The sequence below is a fragment of the Roseobacter sinensis genome (assembly GCF_025755255.1).
Classification (GTDB): domain Bacteria; phylum Pseudomonadota; class Alphaproteobacteria; order Rhodobacterales; family Rhodobacteraceae; genus Roseobacter; species Roseobacter sinensis.
Window position 1 is genome coordinate 49,132 of sequence record NZ_JALIEB010000009.1, and the last position, 14,096, is coordinate 63,227.

Here is a 14,096-nt window from a genome sequence, read left to right on the forward strand (position 1 = left end):
GGTTCAGCCGTCCGTACGGATCACCGTGGCCTCTCCGGCCTTCATCTCGCCAATGGCACGGTCGTAGCGCAGATAGGCAATGCCAGCGTCCGCCGTCCGGCTGAGCAGGGTTCCCGCGATCTTACCATTCGACAGGATCTCTGTCCCTGTGTCCGCTGCGCCCGAAATCTGCACCTGGGCCAGCCCCTTGCGCAGTTCCGTCTTGTGCTTCATGCGCGCCGTAACCTCCTGACCCACGTAGCAGCCTTTCTTGAAGTCCACGCCCGCAAGCCGCTCGAAGCCGGCTTCGAGGATGAAGGTATCAGGTGTGAGCTCGATGCCCGTCTCGGGAATCAGATATGCCACACGCAGCGCGGTCCAATCCGTCGTGTCGTCCTTTTGCGGGCTGTCGCGGTAGGCCCGCCAGCCGAGGGCCGTATGCCTCGGGTCCGCATATCCGTCGTCGGGCGCGTCACCCAGCCCCCGGTGCAGATGCAATGCGGTCGGCGCGATCGTCACATCGGCTCGCAGCTTGTACATCATCAGGCGCTGCATCAGCGCGTCACCAAGGCTCTCGGCCACGTCCAGTAGAATACCGTCAGGGACCGCGGCGAGGAAGAAGTCGGCAATATATTTACCTTGCGGCGTTAAGAGCGCCGCATAGACGAGGCCCTCGTCCAGCCGATCGATGTCGTTGGTGATCAGCCCTTGCAGGAAGTCCCGCGCGTTGGGGCCGCTGAGCTTCAGGATGCGACGTTTGGTCATGTGGGCCTCCTCTTCGAGCGATGAATGTCATATAGAAACCCCAGCGCCAAGAAGAAGGGGCTGGGGGAGAGGGGAAGAGTGATGCGCGCACCGATTTCGGTGGTGATACCGACGCTCAATGCCGAAGCGCAACTCGGCGCCTGCCTTGCGGCCCTTGTCCCGGGTCTGGAGGCGGGCCTGATCCGCGAGTTGATCGTCAGCGATGGCGGCTCGGAGGATGCCACCGTGGCGGTGGCCAAAGCCTGGGGCGCCGAAGTTGTGACTGGGCCCGCATCGCGCGGCGGGCAACTGGCGCGCGGCTGTGCGGAAGCACAAGGCGCGTGGCTGCTTGTGCTGCATGCGGATACGCAGCTGCGCGACGGCTGGGTCGGGCCGGTGATCCTGCATCTCGACACCCGGCAAGCCGGCTGGTTTCGGCTGGCCTTTGCCCGTGGCGGGCTCGCGGGGCGCATCGTGGCGGTCTGGGCCAATCTGCGCAGCCGGATGGGGTTGCCCTACGGCGACCAGGGGCTCTTGCTGCCCCGCGCGCTCTATGCGGATGTGGGTGGCTATCCCGATCAGCCGCTGATGGAGGACGTGGCTCTCGCCCGTGCTCTGAGGGGCCGGCTTACCGGCATCGACGCGGTGGCCGAGACCAGCCCCGCGCGCTACCGGGCACAAGGCTGGATCCGCCGCGGGGCGCGCAACCTCTGGACACTCGCGCGCTATTTCTGGGGTGCCTCACCCGACCGGCTGGCCGAGAGCTATCGCCGCTGATCGCGGGGCCGCTGTTTCGGCAATTGACCATGCCCATAGGGCGGATAAAGTCGCGCCATATAAAAAGGACAGCCCTTATGCCCCAAATGCCCAGAACGCCTGCCGGTCGCGGCTATCTTGCCATTCCCGGCCCCTCGGTGATGCCCGAGGCGGTGCTGAGCGCCATGCACCGGCCTGCTCCGAACATCTATGCGGGTGAACTGCCCGAGATGATGCCGGGGATCGTCGCGGATCTGAAGCGCGTGGCGCGCACCGACGGGCATGTGGCGATCTACATCGCCAACGGGCATGGCGTCTGGGAGGCGGCATTGTCCAACGTGATCGCGCCGGGCGATACCGTCCTTGTCCCGGCCACCGGGCACTTCGGCCATGGCTGGGGCGGGATGGCCAGGGCCCTGGGCGCCGAGGCCGAGGTGATCGATTTTGGCAAATCCAGCGCCATGGATGTCGGCCGCGTGGCCGAAGCGCTCGCCGCCGACACCGCGCGTCGGATCAAGGCGGTGCTTGCGGTGCATGTGGACACCTCGAGCTCAGCGCTGAGCGACATCTCCGCGCTGCGGGCCGCGATGGATGAGGTCGGACACCCGGCCTTGCTGATGGCAGACTGCATCGCCTCGCTGGGCTGCGACGTCTTCGAGATGGACGCCTGGGGTGTCGATGTCATGGTGGCGGGCTGCCAAAAGGGCCTGATGGTCCCGCCCGGTATGGGCTTTGTGTTTTTCAACGACAAGGCCGCGGCACGCCGCGCCGAGATGCCACGGGTCAGCAACTACTGGGACTGGACGCCGCGCGCGCAGCCGGATGACTTCTGGCAATACTGGAACGGCACGGCCCCGACGCACCACGTTTATGGTCTGCGTGCGGCCCTCGACATGATCCACGGTGAGGGGATCGAGGCTGTCTGGGCGCGTCACGAGCGCCTCGCGCGGGCGATCTGGGCGGCCTGCGACGCCTGGAGCACGGAAGGTGCCTTGCGGATGAACATGGCGGAGCCGAAGCACCGCAGCACGGCGGTCACAGCCCTGCGTCTCGACCCGCCGCGTGCGACCGAGTTGCGCGAGTGGACGGAGACACATCTGGGGCTGACGCTGGGCATCGGGCTCGGCATGGCCGAGCGCACCGATCCGTCCTGGCACGGCTACTTCCGGCTGGGTCACATGGGGCATGTGAACGGCCATATGATCATGGGTCTCCTGGGCGGTATCGAGGCGGGCATGGCCGCGCTCAAGATCCCATACGGTGCGGGCGCTCTTGCAGCGGCGGCCGGGATCATCGGCGCGGTCAGCCCTTAGGCGGCAGTGCCCACCGCTCCTCCTCCAGGCGCTTGCGGTAGGCCAGCCAGTCGACCCAGCGATTGACCGCAAGACCAAGGAAGACGGCCGCCACCAGCCCCCAGATGGCAAAGAGAAACAGCAGGATCCAGGTGATGTTGACGCCGAACATCACGATGCACGCTTTGGTGTAATTCGGTGCCCGGCCGAGCTTGTCTCTGTCCATGTCGCGTCCCGTGCCTTGCCCCCCGACACATACTATAGGCCGCGGGTTCGCCGCGTCAGCCCATTTCTGAGGCGCGGATCGCGACGGGGAGCACCTCGGCTAGAATGTCGAGCTGTGCGGGCGTGCCGCAGCTGATCCGGATGCAGCGGTTCTGCGGTTCGGCAAACGGCATCCGGATGAAGACGCCGCGCGCGATCATCTCGTGCAGCACCGTCTTGGCGTACTCCGGGCCACCGCCACAGTCGATGGCCACGAAGTTGGCCGCCGAGGGGATCGGTTTCAGCCCGTTCTTCCGCGCGATGTCCGCGATCCGGTTGCGCGAGGCGACGATACGTGCCTGGACCGATCGCAACCAGGTCTGATCGTCGAGGGCGGCGAGCGCACCGGCCTGCGCGGCGCGGTTCATGCCGAAGTGGTTGCGTACTTTTTCGAAGGCGCGGATCAGCTCCGGCGCGCCCAGGGCATAGCCGACCCGGGCACCTGCCAGACCGTAGGCCTTGGAGAAGGTGCGCATCCGGATCACCCGCGGGTCGTCCATCGGCAAGGGCAGCGCGACTTGCGGCGGGGCGCACTCCAGGTAAGCTTCGTCGAGCACGAGAAGCGTGTCCTTGGGCAGATGCGCCAGCGCTGCCACGATATCGGTGCCGTCATGTGCGGTGCCCATGGGATTGTCCGGGTTGGCGAGATAGACCAGCTTGGCCTTCACCTCCGCCGCCTTCTTGAAAAGAGCTGCGAGGTCTTCGTGGTCGTCATGCCGGTAGGGCACCTTGTGCAGCACGCCGCCATAGCCCGCAACGTGATAGTTGAAGGTCGGGTAAGCACCATCCGAGGTCACCACCGCATCTCCGGGGCCGACCATGATCCGCACCAGATACCCCAACAGCCCGTCGATGCCTTCGCCCACCACGATCATGTCAGGCCGGATGCCGAGATGATCGGCCAGCGCCTCACGCAGCTCGAAGCTCTCCGGGTCGCCATACATCCAGTGCTGGGTTTCGGCCATGACGCGCACCGCGATGGGCGAGGGGCCAAAGACGTTCTCATTTGCTCCCAGTCGCGCATCGAAGAGCCGGGAGCGCGCCCGTTCCTCTGTCTCCGGTCCGACAAAAGGCACCGTGTCGGGCAGAGATTGGGCAAGCGCAGTCAGTCGAAAGTCGGTCATGGCGTCTCATAAAACGGCCGGGCCGCCTTCGGCAAGTTCGGGTGAGGCCCGCGTTCCGCAACGTTTGTCTGGCTATTGCAGCGCTGCCACGGTCATATGGCTTGAGCAAAAAGGAGGCCCCCAGATGCCACGCGTGACTCTCGACGTGACGGACCATATTGCCCATGTGCAGATGAACCGTCCGGACAAGCGCAACGCGGTCGACCCCGAGATGTTTGACGCGCTGATCGCGGCCGGGCAGGAGGTTGCGGCCTCCAACGCGCGGGCGGTGGTGCTGTCCGGCGCGGGCGAGGGGTTCTGCGCGGGCATCGACATCGGCAGCCTCGGCGGGATGATCGGCAAGGACATCGAGGCCATGCTCATGCCGCGGACCCATGGCGAGGGCACGACCAATCGGTGGCAGGAGGTGGCCATGGTCTGGCACCGGATGGAGGTGCCTGTCATCGCCGCGCTGCATGGGGTGTGTTTCGGCGCCGGCATGCAGATCGCGCTCGGGGCGGACATCCGCATTGCCGCGCCCGACACGCAATTCGCGGTGATGGAGATGAAGTGGGGCCTGGTACCCGATATGGGCGGCATGGTGTTGCTGCCCTCGCTGGTGCGGTCCGATGTGCTGCGCAAGCTGGTCTATACGGCGGCCCCGATCGGCGCAGCGCAGGCCGAGCGCTGGGGCCTCGTGACCGAGATTGCGGACGACTCTCTGGCCGCGGCCATGACGCTTGCGGGCGACATCGCGGGCAAGAGCCCCAAAGCGATCCGGGCCGCCAAGGCGCTGATCACCCTGGCCGAGCGAGAGGGGCACGACGAGGTGCTGCTGGCCGAATCGCGGCTGCAGGCCGGGTTGATCGGCACGCCCGAGCAGATGGAGGTGATCGCCGCCCAATTCGCGAAACGCGCGCCCGTGTTCGAATAGAGCTGAGGTCGCCATTTTTTTTCCGCATTAGCGCAGATCAAAAAATGCGTTCAACATCAGCAATAAGCTGACTGAGAGGCAGCGATTTCGGAGGCTGGTCAGGTGGCCTCTACCGTGACAGTCCGTCAGGACAGGTATTTGCGCCTTGCCTCTCGGGCGATCTCATACCGCAACTCCAGATCGGCCAATGCAGCCATGGCCGCCTGCCGGGCACGATGATCGGGCGCTTGAGCGTAGGCGCGCCGCGCGGCGTCGAGCTGCTTTTTCAGCGCAAACTCCTCCGGCAGAGCGCCTGCCTCTGCCATGATCCGCATGGCTGCCGAGGTGGCCACCTGCTCGGAGGGTTCGACCGGCCGGTCAGGCAAGGGCTGGCCTTCGCCTTTCAACCCGCTGAGACCGCCAGCGGCACGGGCCTTGGCAATCTGCCGTTCAACGAGAGAGCGAAAGCTGCCCATATGCGCAGTCTAGCCCAATTCTTCAAGCCGCGCGACAGCCTCCTTCAGCTTGCCTTCCTCCTCCTCGCGCAAGGCGAGGTTGGCGCGGGTCTCCTCGACGACCTCTTCGGGTGCCGAGGCGGTGAACTTCGGGTTGCCCAGCCGACCGCGCAGGCCGCCCAATTCCTTGGCCAGCTTTTGAAGCGTCTTTTGCAGCCGCGCCTTTTCCTCCGCGATGTCGATGATATCGGCCAGGGGCAGACCGAAGGTCGCACCGCGTACCGCGAGGGTCACCGTACCTTTGGGGAAGCTCTCGGCGCGGTCGAGCGCCTCCACCCTCGCGAGCCGCTTGATCATCGCCTCATTGCGCGCCCATGCGGATTGACCGGCGGCATCGAGTTCCGTCACCAGCAGGGGTACGTAGAGGCCCGCAGGCACGTGCATCTGTGCCCGGGCCGAGCGGATCGCTTCGATCAGCGCGATGACCCAGTTGAGCTCCCGATCCGCGGCCTCGTCGACCAGCTCCACCGCGGTGTAAGCGGGCCATTCCGCATGAACCAGCATCGTGTCGCGCGTGCCTGTTTCGCCCCAGAGTTCCTCTGTGATGAAGGGCATGATCGGGTGCAGCAGGATCATGCATTGATCCAGCACCCAGGCCATGGTCTCGCGCGTCTCCGGCGCCAGATGCGCGTTGGCGTCATCCTGCAACAGCGGCTTCGACAGCTCCAGATACCAGTCGCAGACCTTGCCCCAGACAAACCCGTAGGCGGCACTCGCGGCATCGTTGAAGCGGTAGGCCTTCAGGCTCTCGTCGATCTCCTCGCGGACCTTGGCGGTTTCACCGATGATCCACTTGTTGACGGCAGCCTCAGGGGCCGGAATGCCCTCGGCCCTTGCTTCGAAGACTGCGTTCATCTCGGCAAAGCGGCAGGCGTTCCAGAGTTTGGTGCCAAAATTGCGATACCCGGCGATACGCTGCGTGCTGAGTTTCAGATCGCGCCCCATGGCGGCCATGGCCGTAAGCGTGAAGCGCACCGCATCGGCGCCGTACTCATCGACGAGGTCCAGCGGGTCGAGCACATTGCCCAGCGACTTCGACATCTTCTTGCCCTTTTCGTCGCGGACGAGGGCGTGGACATAGACGGTATCGAAGGGCTTCTGCCCGACAACGGCGTATTGCATCATCATCATCCGCGCGACCCAGAAGAAGATGATGTCGAAGCCGGTGATCAGCGTGGAGGTCGGGAAGTATTTCTGCAGCGCCTCGGTGTCCTCGGGCCAGCCAAGCGTGCCGATGGGCCAGAGACCGGAGGAGAACCAGGTGTCCAGGACGTCGGGATCGCGAACCACTTCGATGAACAAAGTATCATTGTCTTCGAGTTCCCCGTCTTTACCGTCTACTCGAGCATCAACTCTGTTGATCTCAATATGAATCTTGCCCTGGTCATGCAGGCGCTTCGTCGGATCATGTTCGACCAAAGATATGCTGGCATGTGGTCCATAGAACTGCTCGATCTGCTCAATCAATTCTGTTTTTGAGCTGGCGCAGAAAGTCCTGCCAGCACCAACATATGTTTCATTCGGCCTCCCGTTATCTCGCATCACAGCGACCGCGTTTTCGATTTCCTCCGGCCTGATATCAGGCCCATACCAAACCGGAATCTGATGCCCCCACCAGAGCTGGCGCGAGATGCACCACGGCTCGATGTTTTCCAGCCAGTTGAAATAGACCTTCTTGTCCTGCTCGGGGAAAATCTCCACCTCGCCCGAGCGCACGGCATCAATCGCGGGCTGCACGATCTTGGAGGTTTCGACGAACCATTGGTCGGTGAGCATCGGCTCAATGACCACTTTGGATCGGTCACCGAAGGGCTGCATGATCTTTTTTGCCTCGACGAGCGGCTCCAGGAACGGCTCTTCGACGGGCAGGAAGGCGTCCTCCGGATCCGGGTTGGCAACCGGCACCATAACGGCGAGCCCTTCACGGGTGATCTGCTGGACCACCTTCTTGCGCGCCTCGAAGCGGTCGAGCCCGCGCAGATCGTCCGGGACGAGATTGACCGTATCGGCCTCCGCCTCGCTCAGCTCCCGCTCGCCCTGCGCCACGGCCATGGCAATCGCCGCCGCCTCGGCGTAAGGCGCCCCGTCGTCGCGCATCGCGCCCTTGGTGTCCATGAGGCGATAGAGCGGGATGCCGCCGCGCTTGGCGACCGCATAGTCGTTGAAATCATGCGCGCCGGTGATCTTCACCGCCCCGGAGCCGAAATTCGGGTCGGGGTACTCATCGGTGATGATCGGGATCAGACGCCGATGTGCCTTTGGTCCCACGGGAATTTCGCAGAGCTTCCCGACAATTGGCGCATACCGCTTATCCGATGGGTGAACCGCAACCGCCCCGTCGCCGAGCATGGTTTCAGGCCGCGTGGTGGCAATTGAGATATAGTCGCGCTCCTCGCGGAGGATCACCTCCCCATCTTCACCCGTCTCCAAATACTCATAGGTCTCGCCGCCCGCCAAAGGGTACTTGAAATGCCACATGTGCCCGTCGACCTCGATATTCTCCACCTCGAGGTCCGAGATCGCCGTCTCGAAATGCGGGTCCCAGTTCACCAGCCGCTTGCCGCGGTAGATGAGGCCCTGTTCGTACATGTCGACAAAGACCTTGATGACCGCATCGTGGAAGTTCTGCCCGCCCGGCGTGTCGCCCGGATCGCCCGGCGCGCCGGACATGGTGAAGGCCTCGCGCGACCAGTCACAGCTCGCCCCGAGCCGTTCGAGTTGGCCGCGGATATTCCCCCGCGACTTCTTCTTCTGCTCCCAGACGAGATCGAGAAACTCGTCGCGGCTGAAGTCGCTGCGCCGCCGGTTGGTCTTGGCCAACTCACGCTCGACAACCATCTGCGTGGCGATGCCGGCGTGGTCCGTGCCCGGTTGCCAGAGCGTGTCGAACCCGCGCATCCGGTGCCAGCGAATCAGGATGTCCTGAAGCGTGTTGTTGAACGCATGCCCCATGTGCAGCGCGCCGGTCACATTGGGCGGCGGAATCATGACCGAAAAAGTGCCCGTCTCGTCGTTTGGCACGTGCTTGCCGGCAGCAAAGGCGCCGACCTCTTCCCAGGCGGCGTAAATGCGTGCTTCGGCAGGGCCGGCATCGAAGGTTTTTTCCATCGGCATGTGCGGTCATCCGTCAAGAGTTCAAACACAAAATGCTCTAAACAATGTCACCGCCGAGGGAAAGGGCACGGAACCGCTCAGTGACTGGGCAGTCCCGGCAGATACCCGCTTAACGGGAACTTCTGACTGTTGTTCACGACCGGGATCGGCTCAAAGTTAAATTGGGGAGAGTGCCAAGACGCCAAGGTGTGGCGAGTGAAAGGAAGTTGTGCAATGAGAAAGGTTTTTGTTCTCGCCGCTTTTGCGGCGGTCACTGCTGCGGAGTCGGTGAGGGCTGCGGTGGTGGATGGTTTGGTGACCTCCGGGAGGGGCGTGTTCGAACAGATCGTGGATCCGACGGGCTTGATGGTTGGAGATAACAATCAGCAATCTCGAAACCTGTTTGCGTTCGATGAGCGGCAGGGCTTGGAGTTGCAATCCGACTTGCAGTTGGATGTCGGAGGGACAGTGTCCTCTGGCACGGTGGTCTCGAGCCACTACGTCTTTTTCGATCCGGTAAACAGTAATCAGGAAGGCTACGTGGATTTCGATGCGCCGATCATCGGCCTGATCACGTCGACGGCCAACCTGTTGGGTAGCGATTTCCTTGGTCTTGGAAGCGTCAGCTACCTCAATCCGAACAACCGCGGTTTGGAAGGGAATGATGACGTCGGAATTGATCCGAGCAATGGATCGCGTGTCCTGGTGGATTGGCTCGCGGCATCGCCTGGCGACTATATCCGGGTGATCACGTCCAGCGATCTTTCGGTCACGCCCATTCCTGTGCCCGCGAGTGCAGCCATGCTGTTATCGGGGCTGGGTGTTATGGTCTTGGCACGCAGGCGGCGCCGCAAGTCCTGACAGCGCCAAATGCGAGACAATCGGACCCCGGTGCGAGAGCGCCGGGGTTTTTCTCTTCAGGATAAGCACTTACGGTTGGGCTGGGCGGGCGCGCTTGTCCAGTCAAGCTTGACTGGACAAGCGCGCCCTCACCGCTAGTGTCCGCTGTAACGCACCACGCGAAAGGAAGCTCCCATGGAAAAGTTCGGTCGATCGCAATCTGTCAAACGTGTCGAAGACGTCCGCTTTCTGACCGGGCATGGACGGTATGTGGACGACGTGGCGCCCGCCGGGGCGCTGCGCGCCTTCGTTTTCCGCGCGCCGGTCGCCCATGGCAGGATCACTGCCCTCGACGTCTCCGAGGCGCGCGCGGCGCCGGGAGTGCAGGCGGTCCTGACCGTTGATGATCTGGAGGCCGCAGGGCTGAACATCAACATGTTTGCCGCCACCATCACGAATCGCGACGGCTCTCCAGGCGCTGCTCCCAAACGCCCGCTTTTGGCCAAGGACAAGCTGCGCTTTGTCGGCGAGCCTGTCGCCTTCGTTGTGGCCGAGACGTTGGACCAGGCGCGCGATGCGGCAGAGCTCATCGATTTGGCGTACGACGATCTGCCCGCCAAGATGCACCTCACGGCGGGAGGTCCGTCCGTCCACGACGATGTGCTCGACAATCGGGCCTTCGACTGGGGCATGGGTGATGAGGCAGCGACTGACGCGGCCTTCCGAGCGGCCGCCAAGACCGTGCGGCTGGAGGTCGGCGACAACCGCATTATCGTCAGTTCGCTCGAGCCGCGGGGCTGCTTTGCGGAATGGGACGGCGACCGCGTGCATGTCTCGCTGGGCGGGCAGGGCGTGTGGGAGCAGAAGACCTTCATCGCCCGCGCGCTCGGACTTGAGGCGGAGCAGGTCCGGGTCACGACACCTGATGTTGGCGGCGGGTTCGGCATGAAGGGCTTTCCCTACCCTGAGTACGCGCTGGCGGCGCATGCGGCGCGGGTCACGGGCCGCCCGGTCAGGTGGATGTCGGATCGCACCGAAGCGATGCTCACCGACAACGCAGGCCGTGATCTGACCTCGACCGCCGAGCTTGCTTTTGACGAAACCAACAAGATCACGGCCTACCGTGTGCACACGCGCTGCAACATGGGGGCCTACAACAGTCACTATGGTCAGTTCATCCAGAGCCAGCTGTTCAGCAAGGTCCTGATGGGCGTCTACGACGTGCAGACCACGTGGCTGCATGTGGAGGGGATCTATACCAACACCACCTACGTGGATGCCTATCGCGGCGCCGGACGGCCCGAGGCGATCTATGTGCTGGAGCGGTTGATCGACCGGGCCGCGCGCGAGCTGGGCGTCGACCCGGTCGAGCTCCGGCGGCGCAATTTCATCAAGGCAGATCAGTTTCCCTACGACACTTCCACGGGCGAGACCTATGACGTTGGCGACTTCGACAAGGTACTCGACCGGGCGCTGCGCGAGGCGGATTTCAGCGGGTTTGCCGCGCGGAAACAGTCTGATGCAACGCGGGGGCTACTGCGCGGCGTGGGTCTGTGTTACTATATCGAAAGTATTTTGGGCGATCCTTCCGAAGGCGCGAAGGTCGCGTTTAACGAGGACGGTACGGTGACGATTTACGTGGGCACACAATCCACTGGGCAGGGGCATGAGACGGTCTTCGCGTCCTTCCTCGCCGATCAGACCGGCATCCCCGCAGAAAAAATCACGGTGGTTCAGGGCGACAGCGATCTGATCGCGCAAGGTGGCGGCACGGGCGGCTCGCGCTCGGTCACCGTGCAGAACAACGCCACGCTCGCAACGGTTGCGCAGATGACGGAGGCCTTCACCGATTTTCTGGCCGATGAGATGGGCGTGCCCGCCTCCGAGATTGCCTTTGATGATGAACGCTTCCGGGCCGAAGGCTCAAACCTCACGCCAACCATGCTCGAGGTGGCGGAGATGGCGCGCGACAAGGGCCGCAATGATCTTCTGGTGCACGAAGGGCGCGCCACGCTGGAGGCGCGCAGCTTCCCAAACGGCTGCCATGTTTCAGAGGTTGTGGTTGACCCTGACACCGGCGTGGTGCGTGTCGATCGCTACACGGTCGTCGATGATTTCGGCAATCTGATCAATCCGATGCTGGCCGAAGGTCAAGTGCATGGCGGGGTGGTGCAGGGGCTCGGGCAGGCACTGACCGAGCACGTCGTCTTCGACGGCGACGGCCAGTTGCTCACGGCATCGTTCATGGACTATGCCTTGCCGCGCGCGGGTGACGTCCCCAATATTTCTTTTACATCGGAACCGGTTCCGTCCACCGCGAATATCATGGGTATGAAGGGGTGCGGCGAAGCCGGCACCGTCGGCGCCCTGGCCGCTGTGGCAAACGCGGTTCAGGATGCGCTTTGGGACCGCGGGGTCCGGCAGGCGGACATGCCCTTCACCCCGCACAAGGTTTGGGAGTTGTTGAACGGTGAGCCCATCGCGGCGGAATAACAGATGGCTGGGCTGGCTGCGCAGCAGGTTCTGGCGTCGGCCTGACAGCGATTTCGGCCCTCGCCGCGGCCCCGTCATACATGTTGTGATCCTCGATGGCACCATGTCTTCGCTCGAGCCTGGGTGTGAGACCAATGCGGGGCGGGCCTATCATCTCTGTCGCGAAGTGGGCAGCCCGCTCTCGATCTACTACGAACCAGGGCTGCAGTGGCGCGGCTGGCAATCGGCGATGGATGTGCTGATGGGGCGCGGCATCAACCGGCAGATCCGCCGTGCCTACGGTTATCTCGCCTCGCGCTACCGGCCAGGCGACAAGATCTTCCTCTTGGGGTACTCGCGCGGCGCCTATGCGGTGCGCAGCCTCGCAGGCGTGATCGATCTGATGGGATTGCTGAAGGCCGAGGACGCAACCGAGCGGAACATCCGCGATGTCTACCGGCACTATGAGGGCGATCCCTCCAGCCCCTGCGCGCAGGCCTTCGCGCGGGCGCACTGCCTGCCGGATATCGAGATCGAGATGATCGGGGTCTGGGACACGGTGAAGTCTCTGGGCTTCAATGCACCCGTGCTCTGGCGCTTCAGCGAGAAGCGCCATGCTTTCCACAACCATGAACTCAGCCACAATGTGAAGGCGGGTTTTCAGGCCCTCGCGCTGGATGAAACGCGCGCCGCCTACGCGCCGCTGCCCTGGACCTCGCCCGACGGCTATCAGGGCCGGGTCGAGCAGGTCTGGTTCGCGGGCACCCATGGGGATGTGGGCGGGCAGTTGGGGGGCTACGAAGTGGCACGCCCTTTGGCGAATATCCCACTGGTCTGGATGCTGGAACGGGCCCAGATGAACGGCTTGCCGCTGCCCGAAGGCTGGAGCGCCCGGCTCCTCCAGGACCCGACCGCGCCCATGTTGGGCACCTTCCGCGGCTACGGCAAATGGTTCATCACCCGGCGCCCGCGCAGACCGCTGCAGGATCCATCCGAGCGGGTACATGACAGCGTGACCCTGCGCCAGATGGCGCAGCCAGCGCCACGCGGCTGGCTCGGGTTCGGCAAAACGGTCTGAGGCACCAGCCCGGTAGGGCCGAGGCGGCAAGTGGGGGCGCATCGGGTGAGATCAGCGGTTCTTTGGGGATTGGCCTTGGCCATCACTGCGGCCGCGGCAGGAGCGATCGGCGCGCTGAGCGCTTTTGAGCTGCCCTCGGACGCGCGGGTGTCGGAGCATGTGTTTTCCTCCCAAGACCAAGAGCTTGCAGGCACGCTGGTACAGCCAGGCGAAGAGGGCGACGGCCCGGTCGTCCTCCTGGTGCATGGGGACGGCCCGCAGGACCGGTGGTCGGACAGCGGCTATCTTCCACTGGTGCGAACCCTGCTCGATGCGGGCATCGGTGTCTTTTCCTGGGACAAGCCGGGGGTGGGGCAAAGCACGGGCGACTGGCTGTCGCAATCCATGTCCGATCGCGCCGCGGAGGCCGCCGCCGCCCATGCTGTCCTACGCGACGATTTGGGGATCGCGGCGAAGCGGCTGGGATTCTTGGGGTTTTCGCAGGCAGGCTGGGTCGTGCCGGAGGCAGCGGACCGCAGCGGTGCGGCCTATGTCGTGCTTGTCGGCCCGGCGATCAACTGGCGCCGGCAGGGGGCCTATTTCACGCGCAAGCGGCTCCAGCGCGCCGGCGTTGGGGACGCCAAAATCGCCGCAGAGGTAGCGCGGAACCTCGCGCAGAACGATGCGCTTTTTGCGCAGGACGGTGACTGTCGCGGACGGCCCGATCTGAGCGCTGCCCGGTGCGGCTTCGTCCGGCGGAATTACGCAGCGGATGCGACGGCGGAGATCCTCGCCATGCAACTGCCGACCCTTGTCATGGTAGGGGCTGAGGATTTGAATGTGGATGCTGCCGAGACCGCGGGGGCCTATGGTCGCAACCCGCGGCTTGAGGTCCGTGTGATCCCCGCGGCCACTCACAGCTTGCTGCGCGCGGGTCCCTACAACTTCCAGACCCCTGAGGAGTGGACCTTGACCGCACAGCTGCGCTTTCTGATTGCAGGCTCAAGGGCTTACGCTCCCGGCGTTCTCGACCAGATCACCGGTTGGATTGCGGATCAGCAGCGCTGA

Annotated in this window: 12 protein-coding genes; 7 read left to right on the plus strand and 5 right to left on the minus strand. The window is 64.0% G+C overall.

Features of this window, described 5'->3' with window-relative positions:
* Positions 1-3 precede the first annotated feature (3 nt).
* Positions 4-744 carry a CAF17-like 4Fe-4S cluster assembly/insertion protein YgfZ gene (gene ygfZ / locus MUB52_RS14095; protein ID WP_263844876.1) on the minus strand — a complete coding sequence of 247 codons (741 nt, stop codon included), beginning with the start codon at positions 742-744 and terminating at the stop codon, positions 4-6.
* A gap of 81 nt (positions 745-825) precedes the next feature.
* Here ygfZ and MUB52_RS14100 point away from each other — a divergent pair, with 81 nt between their 5' ends.
* Complete coding sequence (locus MUB52_RS14100) at positions 826-1,500, plus strand: TIGR04283 family arsenosugar biosynthesis glycosyltransferase (protein WP_263844877.1); 675 nt, start codon at positions 826-828, stop codon at positions 1,498-1,500.
* 77 nt (positions 1,501-1,577) lie between these two features.
* Positions 1,578-2,792 (plus strand): pyridoxal-phosphate-dependent aminotransferase family protein, encoded by a 1,215-nt coding sequence (locus tag MUB52_RS14105; protein WP_263844878.1) that lies wholly within the window; start codon positions 1,578-1,580, stop codon positions 2,790-2,792.
* Here MUB52_RS14105 and MUB52_RS14110 read toward each other — a convergent pair.
* Together MUB52_RS14110 and MUB52_RS14115 are read right to left on the minus strand one after the other, a co-directional pair.
* A complete protein-coding gene (locus MUB52_RS14110; RefSeq protein WP_263844879.1) occupies positions 2,782-2,997 on the minus strand; it encodes a hypothetical protein in 216 nt (71 codons plus the stop codon). The genes MUB52_RS14105 and MUB52_RS14110 overlap by 11 nt on opposite strands.
* 55 nt (positions 2,998-3,052) lie before the next feature.
* On the minus strand, positions 3,053-4,159 hold the full coding sequence (locus MUB52_RS14115) for a pyridoxal phosphate-dependent aminotransferase (RefSeq protein WP_263844880.1): 1,107 nt from the start codon (positions 4,157-4,159) through the stop codon (positions 3,053-3,055).
* A gap of 124 nt (positions 4,160-4,283) precedes the next feature.
* Between MUB52_RS14115 and MUB52_RS14120 the strand changes: the two genes are divergently transcribed.
* A complete protein-coding gene (locus tag MUB52_RS14120) occupies positions 4,284-5,072 on the plus strand; it encodes a crotonase/enoyl-CoA hydratase family protein (protein ID WP_263844881.1) in 789 nt (262 codons plus the stop codon).
* A gap of 125 nt (positions 5,073-5,197) precedes the next feature.
* Here the strand turns inward: MUB52_RS14120 and MUB52_RS14125 are convergent, their stop codons facing one another.
* A complete protein-coding gene (locus MUB52_RS14125; RefSeq protein ID WP_263844882.1) occupies positions 5,198-5,527 on the minus strand; it encodes a DnaJ family domain-containing protein in 330 nt (109 codons plus the stop codon).
* A 9-nt stretch (positions 5,528-5,536) separates the two neighbouring features.
* Positions 5,537-8,680 carry a valine--tRNA ligase gene (locus MUB52_RS14130; RefSeq protein WP_263844883.1) on the minus strand — a complete coding sequence of 1,048 codons (3,144 nt, stop codon included), beginning with the start codon at positions 8,678-8,680 and terminating at the stop codon, positions 5,537-5,539.
* Positions 8,681-8,893: 213 nt separating this feature from the next.
* Here MUB52_RS14130 and MUB52_RS14135 point away from each other — a divergent pair, with 213 nt between their 5' ends.
* The 4 genes from MUB52_RS14135 (at position 8,894) to MUB52_RS14150 (ending at position 14,096) form a co-directional block, all read left to right on the plus strand.
* Positions 8,894-9,520 carry a VPLPA-CTERM sorting domain-containing protein gene (locus tag MUB52_RS14135; protein ID WP_263844884.1) on the plus strand — a complete coding sequence of 209 codons (627 nt, stop codon included), beginning with the start codon at positions 8,894-8,896 and terminating at the stop codon, positions 9,518-9,520.
* A gap of 174 nt (positions 9,521-9,694) precedes the next feature.
* Positions 9,695-11,992 (plus strand): xanthine dehydrogenase family protein molybdopterin-binding subunit, encoded by a 2,298-nt coding sequence (locus MUB52_RS14140; RefSeq protein ID WP_263844885.1) that lies wholly within the window; start codon positions 9,695-9,697, stop codon positions 11,990-11,992.
* Positions 11,970-13,049 (plus strand): DUF2235 domain-containing protein, encoded by a 1,080-nt coding sequence (locus tag MUB52_RS14145; RefSeq protein ID WP_404818228.1) that lies wholly within the window; start codon positions 11,970-11,972, stop codon positions 13,047-13,049. Before MUB52_RS14140 ends, MUB52_RS14145 begins: the two co-directional genes overlap by 23 nt.
* 75 nt (positions 13,050-13,124) lie before the next feature.
* Positions 13,125-14,096, plus strand: coding sequence for an alpha/beta hydrolase family protein (locus tag MUB52_RS14150; protein WP_263844886.1), 972 nt, complete (start codon positions 13,125-13,127; stop codon positions 14,094-14,096).

What these genes read in the sequence shown, in the direction of transcription:
- ygfZ (WP_263844876.1), bottom strand. Translation starts at nt 744, where the DNA reads ATGACCAAACGTCGCATCCTGAAGCTCAGCGGCCCCAACGCGCGGGAC.
- MUB52_RS14100 (WP_263844877.1), top strand. Translation starts at nt 826, where the DNA reads ATGCGCGCACCGATTTCGGTGGTGATACCGACGCTCAATGCCGAAGCG.
- MUB52_RS14105 (WP_263844878.1), top strand. Translation starts at nt 1,578, where the DNA reads ATGCCCCAAATGCCCAGAACGCCTGCCGGTCGCGGCTATCTTGCCATT.
- MUB52_RS14110 (WP_263844879.1), bottom strand. Translation starts at nt 2,997, where the DNA reads ATGGACAGAGACAAGCTCGGCCGGGCACCGAATTACACCAAAGCGTGC.
- MUB52_RS14115 (WP_263844880.1), bottom strand. Translation starts at nt 4,159, where the DNA reads ATGACCGACTTTCGACTGACTGCGCTTGCCCAATCTCTGCCCGACACG.
- MUB52_RS14120 (WP_263844881.1), top strand. Translation starts at nt 4,284, where the DNA reads ATGCCACGCGTGACTCTCGACGTGACGGACCATATTGCCCATGTGCAG.
- MUB52_RS14125 (WP_263844882.1), bottom strand. Translation starts at nt 5,527, where the DNA reads ATGGGCAGCTTTCGCTCTCTCGTTGAACGGCAGATTGCCAAGGCCCGT.
- MUB52_RS14130 (WP_263844883.1), bottom strand. Translation starts at nt 8,680, where the DNA reads ATGCCGATGGAAAAAACCTTCGATGCCGGCCCTGCCGAAGCACGCATT.
- MUB52_RS14135 (WP_263844884.1), top strand. Translation starts at nt 8,894, where the DNA reads ATGAGAAAGGTTTTTGTTCTCGCCGCTTTTGCGGCGGTCACTGCTGCG.
- MUB52_RS14140 (WP_263844885.1), top strand. Translation starts at nt 9,695, where the DNA reads ATGGAAAAGTTCGGTCGATCGCAATCTGTCAAACGTGTCGAAGACGTC.